The sequence below is a fragment of the Desulfosarcina sp. genome, assembly GCF_041551955.1.
GTDB lineage: Bacteria > Desulfobacterota > Desulfobacteria > Desulfobacterales > Desulfosarcinaceae > Desulfosarcina.
In genome coordinates this window covers 1-7,960 of record NZ_JBFELV010000227.1, presented here as the reverse complement: position 1 = coordinate 7,960, position 7,960 = coordinate 1, and the positions used below count along the sequence as shown (strand labels likewise).

The following is a 7,960-nucleotide window of genomic DNA, read 5'->3' as shown; positions in this document are numbered from 1 at the left end:
ATTTTAAGATCTCTCCGGTGGACAGGGTGGCCCAAGACAAATGGGACGATTACACGGTCAGAAAGTTTCAGATGCTCAACGAAACCAATCGAACCCTCGCGCCATGGACAATCATTCGATCTGACTACAAAAAATCGGCCCGACTCAATTGCATTAAACACATACTGCTGCAAATCGATTACGCCGGGAAGGTTCCAGATGAAGAGCTTAAAATCGATCCTGAAATCGTCATATCAGGGATCGATGAAATCAAAAACATGGAGGTGAATTTACTGACACCCGTTGAGTTGCCCGGATGAACTGCCCCGCCGCAAGCGGCGAGGTATCACCAAAGGATGAAATCTATTTCATCGTCGCAAGCGACGGGGAATTAGACCCTCAGGGCTGTAATAGAAAGGGCATGCCCGGTTATTTCTTTTTCTTCTTGGCCTTCTTATTGGCCTTGGTTTTTTTACCTTTATCTTTTTTAGCTTTATCCGCTTTGCCCTTATCTTTTTTAAGCTTGCCCTTTTCCCCCTTTTCCCCCTTTTTCTTCTTGCCTTTCTTTCCTTTTTTGTGCGCGTCCTTTATTTTGGCGCCGCTCTTTTTAGATGGCTTGCCTTTCTTGCTCTTCGTCACCCTTTTTTTATCGGAGGAAGGTTTGGCATCGCTGTGTTCAACCCGATCAGGCGCCACCTCACTTACCAGCTGGCAGGCATGTGCGATGACCTGTTTGGCCCTGAATTCACCGAAACCGGGCACATCCGCCAGTTGTTCCGGGGTGGCGGCGGCAAGGTGCTCAGCGGTGGTCAGGCCTACAACTGCTAATTTTTCTGCGGTGGCCGGGCCGATTCCTTTTACCCGGTTCAGGGAAGTGGGCATGGATGAATCCTTTCATACATAGCGTGAACGCGTGTGGATACGGCGACAAACCGATTGCGGATCAACTGATCGGTCATGCAATGGTGTTCGACTGTCAACTGCCCGCTTGAACGAGCTTTTCCGGTTTGCACAAGGTGCCCTTCAACTTAGAGGAACGCAGGCATTTTCCACAGACAAACTTTGACTTGGCCAACAGGACAGAAAGTTCATCCCAGTTGTTTTTCGCGTCGTCCTTATCCCATTTGCACAGTGACTTCTTTTTCAGTTTTTTATCCATAATGGTGTCTCCTTGACGATTTAAAAGCCCGAACCGAAGGGCCGGGGGCGCCGGTCCAATAAATTCTGGCAGACATTAACCATCGATAACACCCTTATCAAGGTTTCGGAGATGATCACAATCGGTCGGCCGGTTTGTTTTTTGGAAAATCAAACGAGCTGAAAGCCAGATTGTCCCGGTCGATGTTCCGCCAGGATGGTGTGTTGAACCGCAATTCGACAACGCCGGCGGTGGGAATATTGGCAATGGGACAAGGGACGAACCGGTTGGCCATTTCGGTAAGAGCGGGGTTGTGGCCGACCACCATCACCCGTTTCCATTGGTCATCGAACTGATGAGTGACCGCTATTATCCGATCCGGCGTACCGTGGTAAAGTTCCGGGGTCTGCCGGATCGCCTTTGGGGACACCTTTAGGATTTTGGCTATTGAAACCGCCGTGTCCATGGCCCGTCTGGCATCGCTGCTGACGATAACATCCGGTCGCACCCCCCTTTTTTTCAGGCGTTTGCCCATTTCCAGGGCAGCCTTTTGGCCGCGTTCGTTCAACGGACGCTGATGATCGGCGAGATGAGGATCTTTCCAACTGGATTTGGCATGTCGAACAATCAGAAGAACCTTCATTTTTTCTCTTGCCTGAGCTGGATTTATTGGAACGTACCTCAAAAACAAGGTTCAGGGCAAGGCACGCAGCAGTGAGAAAGCGGTGCATACAGTTATGGTGGGCATGTTGAGGCGTTTCATAACGCAGCCATGGGCACTTAGATGGTTGTTGAGATATGTTCTAAATATATTCCGGCACATACCGCTTCGACACCAGCGGCATCTGGTCGTCGTAGGCATCAGTTTTATCCCGCCGGGGAAGCTCGATCTTTTCATGCGGAAGATCCTTGTAGGGAATCGCACGCAACAGATGATGGATGCAGTTGAGTCGGGCCCGCCGTTTGTCATCCGATGGGACGATGGTCCACGGGGCGTAGTCGGTATCGGTGGCGGCCATCATGGCATCCCGGGCGCGTGAGAAATCGTACCAACGGCGGCGTGATTCCAGATCCATGGGGCTCAACTTCCACTGCCTGACCGGATCCTCGATCCGCCGTCGAAACCGCCGCTCCTGTTCTTTGTTGCTCACCGTCAGCCAGTATTTAATCAGCGTGACGCCGTCTTCGACCAGGGTCCGCTCGAAGCCGGCACAGTTCTTTTTAAATCGGTTGTATTCCTTGTCGGTACAAAAACCCATCACATGCTCGACGCCCAACCGGTTGTACCAGCTGCGATCGAAGATTACCACCTCGCCCGCAGCCGGCAGCTGGTTCACGTAGCGTTGGATGTATAGTTGGGTTTTCTCCCGATCATTGGGTACCGGCAGCGCCACGGTGCGAAAGACCCGCGGGCTGACCCGTTCGGTGATTCTCTTGATAACGCCCCCTTTTCCTGCGGCATCGCGCCCCTCGAAAACAACCACAATCCGCAACCCCTTATGCCGGACCCAGTCCTGCAGCTTGACCAGCTCCGCCTGAAGCGTGGCCAACGCTTCTTCATATCGTTTGCGGCTGAGTTTTTTGGGCTTATCGGCGCTGCGTTTGGCGTCGGGCTTCGATTGGCCTTTGTTTTTCGTTCCCATGGATCAATCCTCGCAAGGTTGTTGGCTTAGGTGAATTAAGCTAATGATCCATGTATAAAAGATCAAGCCCCCAAAAACACCAGGCGGAATATCTGTCCGGTAGAAGGAAACATCAGGCACCGGGTGACTGGAAGGTCGTAAAAGGTTCACCGCGCCTGGAAGATTGATCCGCCTATCGATTGAAAGGCCGGCGGTTATGATAATGGTCGCTTCGTGCATCTATTTTTTAGCAATCGTACGAACTGCGTGCCAAAATGCCGCGCCTATACATTTTTGCTGCCTTGGTTGATGATTGCGTCCGAAATCAATACAAGTATTCAAAGAAGGAACTCATCCGCAAAATCAAACGCCATCTACAGGATATTGCATGAACATCCCCGATGTCGGCCGGTTCTGCGTGCTTCAGGGTCCGCACAGGGCGGGGCAACTGGCGCCATCACCGATGAGAAAAAAATTAATTTTGGTCAGGATCAATAAAATTAAAGGGTCATTCGAAAGGACTCTCATAAGGCGGGTATTGTTTTTTCCCACTAGGCGTTTTCTCTCCCCAACAGTGCATGCTTTAGTTTTTTGATATCACTGTCAAACCCTCCGAGGGTCGCCTTTCTGCTTTTTAGGAGAAACTTGTTTTTCAGGTTTTCCTGAGCTGCTTTCAGTAGCGCCATCCCACCTTCGATATCATGGTTTTTAAACTGTCCTCTTGCTTTTTCAACCAGCGGGATGATTTCCCCGACTTTTTCCTGCCTGATCATCTTAATGATGGTTTCCGCCTCCTCAAAAGCCGTTAAAATCGCCTTGTGCGTGTATTCTAATTCATCCTGCATTTGTCCTAATGCATCCAGTGCCTCCGCCGTCTTTTGGCTGGGATACGTCTTCTTTTTCCTGGCAAACCGCAGCGCGGCGTTGATGGCTTTGCGGGCGTGTCGGGTTTTTTTGCGAACAAATCGGCTTTTTTCAAAATAACGGAAAATGTCTCGGACTATAAATTCATGGATGGTAATCAAGCCATAGGGCAGGCCGTTTCTTTGATAACGGAGAAATGAAAACATAGACAACCCCACTGTTCAGTTCAAAAAATCTGATTAATGAGCCTATTGGAAACCATCGAATCCGATCAAATTCCCGGCCCGCGTCCATACCATCAAAGTGCTGGGCGGTCAGATCCGCTCCCCTTTTCTCACCCGGGGTCCAATAATCCAAGATCCAGATAGATGGAAACTGCAAAAAAAATGCCAACGCTTTCCAAAATATGACGATTCATCACCCAGTCTGCTTTTCCCATTTGCTGGAATGACCGCTTTGACAGCATCGCGTAGGATAATTGAACTCTCCCCTCGGCAAGCCACCGGGAATATTCCGGCTGCATCGGCAGTGCCGCGAAGCACGGTGTGGATAAAAATCGATTTTCGGTTCGCTCGTGAACGCCGTGGTTTGTCGGAGCCAAGCAAAGATGCCACACATCTAGGCCGCAAGGACGATCTAAAGACTAACCATTTTCAATTATTGAAAAAAGAATAGAATTAAAGTAGGATCCATGATTGAAGATTTGTCGAAACGGTCCAGTAACGGACACGGAAAAAAGCGCAGCACAGCCAAATGATAGGATACCAACTTCAAGGATCTAAAAGTGGAAATTGACAATAGCAGGCGCTATGCGACCAAAGAAATTGACTATTGCATTCGCATACTCACGCATATGGTAGATAACAGTAACGATTTTGTAGCACTGCCAAGAGAAAAACAGATTGAATTGATAAAAATTGCAGGCCAGCTGTCCAGACCGGACTGCCGCCAGTTGAAACAGCGCAACAAAGCCGCTCGTAAAGCCAAAAGAGAACCAATCCTCTCCACGGAAAGAAAGGCGAGAGCGTCAACCGGGATTCGCCTGGCCAGAGAGGAGGCGGTATTTTCCGCGCCGCGCCGGCTCTCAACGCACACCGATTCGACAACGACGCCCGTGGAGTTGCAGTCACCCCGAAATTGTTACGTCTGTAAAGCGGCCTTCACCCGACTGCATTTCTTCTATGACACCATGTGTGCCAGCTGCGCAGAACTGAATTATCAGAAACGGTTCCAGACCGCCGATCTGAGCGGGCAGGTTGCCTTGATAACCGGATCACGGTTGAAAATCGGCTATCAGGCAGCGTTGATGATGCTCAAGGCCGGTGCAACGGTTATTGCTACCACCCGCTTTCCTGTCGATGCGGCGTCAAGGTATTCCAGGGAAAAAACGTTCAACGAATGGGGGGGCCGACTTCACATATATGGACTGGATTTGAGACATACACCCAGCGTGGAGCTTTTTTGCAGCCATATAGAACACACCTATGATCGATTGGATATCTTGGTCAACAATGCCGCCCAGACCGTGCGCCGTCCGCCGGGGTTTTATGCCCATTTGATGCACAATGAAGCCAAAGCACTGCATGAGCTTCCCGAAAAGGCCCAACGGCTGATGATGAATTATCAATTGTGTACTGACCAGTTAACCGCGCCGGCCGTCCCCAATCTGGAGTCAGGGCCGGCCCTGCCGATTACCTGGCACGGGAAGCTGCCGGGAATCGGATTGAGGGCGTCTGCGCAACTATCTCAAATACCCTACGCTTATGACCACTCCTTGCCTGCAGATACGGCTTTTCCCAAAGGGGAATTGGACGTTGACCTGCAGCAGGTCGATTTAAGGACCACCAACAGCTGGCGGCTTAAACTCGGTGAAATTCAGACGACTGAAATGCTTGAAATACAACTGATCAATGCGGTTGCACCCTTTGTATTATGCAATAAACTGGCGCCTTTAATGAAAAAGGACAATACCGGTCAAAAGCATATCGTGAATGTCTCGGCAATGGAAGGCAAGTTCATGCGCTTTAAAAAAGGGGAGCGCCATCCCCATACCAACATGGCCAAAGCGGCACTCAATATGTTGACCCATACGTCGGCCAGCGAGCTCTCCAACCATGGTATTTTTATGAATGCAGTCGATACCGGCTGGGTCACCGATGAAGATCCGGCCCAACTTTCCAAACGCAAGCAGGAGCTGCATGATTTCCAGCCGCCTTTGGATATCGTTGATGGTGCCGCACGGGTATGCGATCCTTTTTTTGATGGAATCAATACCGGTAATCACTGGAGTGGAAAATTTTTAAAGGACTACTTCCCAATTGACTGGTAAACCAAAAATGAAGAGATACCTCTTCCTGGCGGTCATCGCGTTATTGGCCTATGGGTATCTTCACGAGCGAAGTGGTTCATTACCCGGACCATCCTCATCGACATCCGGTGATGTCAGCGTCCTCCAACATGCCTTTAACAACCGGCAAAGCGATCTTCAAGTACAAGGGGAAGGCGTGGTAATAAAAGTATTGCCCGATGATAACAAGGGATCGAGGCATCAACGGTTCATCCTGAGGCTCGGCAGCGGCCAGACATTGCTGATCGCGCATAACATTGATCTGGCGCCCCGGATCAACGGCTTGAGCGCAGGGGACACCGTTGCGTTTTATGGTGAATATGAGTGGAATGAAAAAGGTGGCGTTCTCCACTGGACGCACCATGATCCCGGTGGCCGACATATCGGCGGTTGGTTGAAGCATAACGGCAAGACCTACCAATAGGAGAACCAGATGCAAATCAATGGGCGCATTGAATTTACGATCACCGAAAGAACACCCGATCGGGTGGACGCTGAAATGCCCATTCAAGCTGGCATACTCAATCCTTTCGGCACCGTTCATGCCGGCGCGACCCTCTGGTTGGCGGATGTCACCGCGACGGTCCTCGTGCTCGAAGGCACTGATCCAACCACGGGCATGCAAGGATTTCCGCTGGCAGTCAACCTGAATGCCAATCTGATCGGAAATAGCCGACAAGGACGGTTTCATGCTCAGGCTCAGTACGTAAAGCGCGGCAAGTCGATAAGCATCGTGAGGACGGCGGTAACGGATAAAGAAGGTCGCCTGATTGCCGACGTCACCACCAGCCATATTCCCTCTAAATAATGGAAGAATAACTATGGCCCTCAGCGAGTTTGAAAAAAAACGGATCGAAAAGCTTGTCGGGCAATATGTGGAAAGTAGACGCCCGGCGTCGAACATACGCGGTGAATTGGACATCTCATTCAAAATGACCGGCCAAAGCGTTGAGATTGTAGAGATACGCCCCCAATGGAATGATCCAACAAAAAAAATCGAGGGCTCAATCGCCAAGGCGACTTTTGTGAAGAGCCGGAAAATATGGAAATTGTATTGGATGCGAGCGGATGGGAAATGGCACGCTTATCAGCCCTTCCCTTCATCAGCATCGCTGGAAAAGATCCTGGAAGCCATCGAACAGGATCCGCATGGTTGCTTTTGGGGATAATCACTGCCGAGTATTGGACTACGGTTGCCAGCAGGTTCGCGCCGATAGGACCTCGCCCCAGACACCGGGGGTGCCTCATCCGATAAAAAGGTGAACGTCGCGTGACTATATGGCATTACAAGATATACCTGACCTGACGACTACGAATGATGTTATCAGTCATTGGGTCAGACGGATATTATTTAAGTCTAAATACATCTCAGGTCGCCCAATTTCTGTGATAGATTCTTTTCCCCGATGAAATCTGCACCGAACTGGAAATTCGGCCACCCCCATATGTAGTGATGCTTGGAATTGACCCACGATCTACCGTACCGGCAACGTATGGCAAGTTGATGCAAGAAACGGTGTGGTCCATTTTTGCGCGATTGCCAGACCCTACTTACCTTGCAGCTCAATTTGAATGTCATCCTACACCAACATCTTGAATTCTCCCCTAAAGATGATATTCTAAATGAATTCAAACTTAACAGCTAATTTTGATTCATGCCAACCCGAAGCGCTGTCGAATGTGATTTTGTCCGTGATCGACTTCGGATACTTGTCCCATGGTTAGCAATCACTGGATTCATGGATAATGCAAGTATGGTTGAGGCTGAAACATTGAAAAAATCGAGAAACCCCGAAATTCAAATATCACTTTAAACTCCTTTTAGGCTGTGAGGACATGGAAAAGGTCAAATGTGTCTAATCTGGTATTCCCTAAGCGGGCAAAGATAGTGTCTTCAACGCGATAATTGAAAAGATAATTTGAGAATGGTTCTGTTGCAAAGAAGAAAGGATGAATATGGATAAAAGGGGGGTTCGCCTTTTCCCTATGGCCAGAAACATAATAACAAGT

At 49.7% G+C, this 7,960-nt stretch carries 10 protein-coding genes and 1 pseudogene; 5 read left to right on the top strand and 6 right to left on the bottom strand.

Annotated elements, in window-relative coordinates:
- Window positions 1–299: pseudogene (locus ABYV26_RS16025) on the top strand (hypothetical protein); the annotation flags it as partial.
- Between the two features lie 109 nt (window positions 300–408).
- Here ABYV26_RS16025 and ABYV26_RS16020 read toward each other — a convergent pair.
- From ABYV26_RS16020 to ABYV26_RS16000, 5 genes are all read right to left on the bottom strand, one after another.
- Window positions 409–861, bottom strand: coding sequence for a helix-hairpin-helix domain-containing protein (locus tag ABYV26_RS16020; RefSeq protein ID WP_372682362.1), 453 nt, complete (start codon window positions 859–861; stop codon window positions 409–411).
- 94 nt (window positions 862–955) lie between these two features.
- The gene (locus ABYV26_RS16015; RefSeq protein ID WP_372682361.1) at window positions 956–1,138 is read right to left on the bottom strand and encodes a hypothetical protein; all 183 of its coding nucleotides are present in this window, start codon (window positions 1,136–1,138) and stop codon (window positions 956–958) included.
- Window positions 1,139–1,253: 115 nt separating this feature from the next.
- The gene (locus ABYV26_RS16010; protein WP_372682360.1) at window positions 1,254–1,760 is read right to left on the bottom strand and encodes a histidine phosphatase family protein; all 507 of its coding nucleotides are present in this window, start codon (window positions 1,758–1,760) and stop codon (window positions 1,254–1,256) included.
- Window positions 1,761–1,920: 160 nt separating this feature from the next.
- A complete protein-coding gene (ppk2, locus tag ABYV26_RS16005; protein WP_372682359.1) occupies window positions 1,921–2,760 on the bottom strand; it encodes a polyphosphate kinase 2 in 840 nt (279 codons plus the stop codon).
- A gap of 530 nt (window positions 2,761–3,290) precedes the next feature.
- The gene (locus ABYV26_RS16000; RefSeq protein WP_372682358.1) at window positions 3,291–3,809 is read right to left on the bottom strand and encodes a hypothetical protein; all 519 of its coding nucleotides are present in this window, start codon (window positions 3,807–3,809) and stop codon (window positions 3,291–3,293) included.
- A 578-nt stretch (window positions 3,810–4,387) separates the two neighbouring features.
- On the opposite strand from ABYV26_RS16000, the gene ABYV26_RS15995 reads away from it, so the two are divergent.
- Genes ABYV26_RS15995 through ABYV26_RS15980 form a run of 4 tightly spaced genes read left to right on the top strand, consistent with a single transcriptional unit; the run spans window position 4,388 to window position 7,119 of the window.
- Complete coding sequence (locus ABYV26_RS15995; protein ID WP_372682357.1) at window positions 4,388–5,932, top strand: SDR family NAD(P)-dependent oxidoreductase; 1,545 nt, start codon at window positions 4,388–4,390, stop codon at window positions 5,930–5,932.
- A 7-nt stretch (window positions 5,933–5,939) separates the two neighbouring features.
- Window positions 5,940–6,374: a DUF3465 domain-containing protein gene (locus ABYV26_RS15990; RefSeq protein ID WP_372682356.1), complete on the top strand. Its 435-nt coding sequence runs from the start codon at window positions 5,940–5,942 to the stop codon at window positions 6,372–6,374.
- 9 nt (window positions 6,375–6,383) lie between these two features.
- Entirely contained in the window at window positions 6,384–6,758 is a 375-nt protein-coding gene (locus ABYV26_RS15985; RefSeq protein ID WP_372682355.1) for a PaaI family thioesterase, read from the top strand.
- Between the two features lie 13 nt (window positions 6,759–6,771).
- Window positions 6,772–7,119, top strand: coding sequence for a DUF3024 domain-containing protein (locus tag ABYV26_RS15980; RefSeq protein WP_372682354.1), 348 nt, complete (start codon window positions 6,772–6,774; stop codon window positions 7,117–7,119).
- 652 nt (window positions 7,120–7,771) lie between these two features.
- Here the strand turns inward: ABYV26_RS15980 and ABYV26_RS15975 are convergent.
- Window positions 7,772–7,960, bottom strand: a 189-nt coding sequence (locus ABYV26_RS15975; protein ID WP_372682353.1) for a hypothetical protein, incomplete at its 5' end; no start/stop codon positions are given.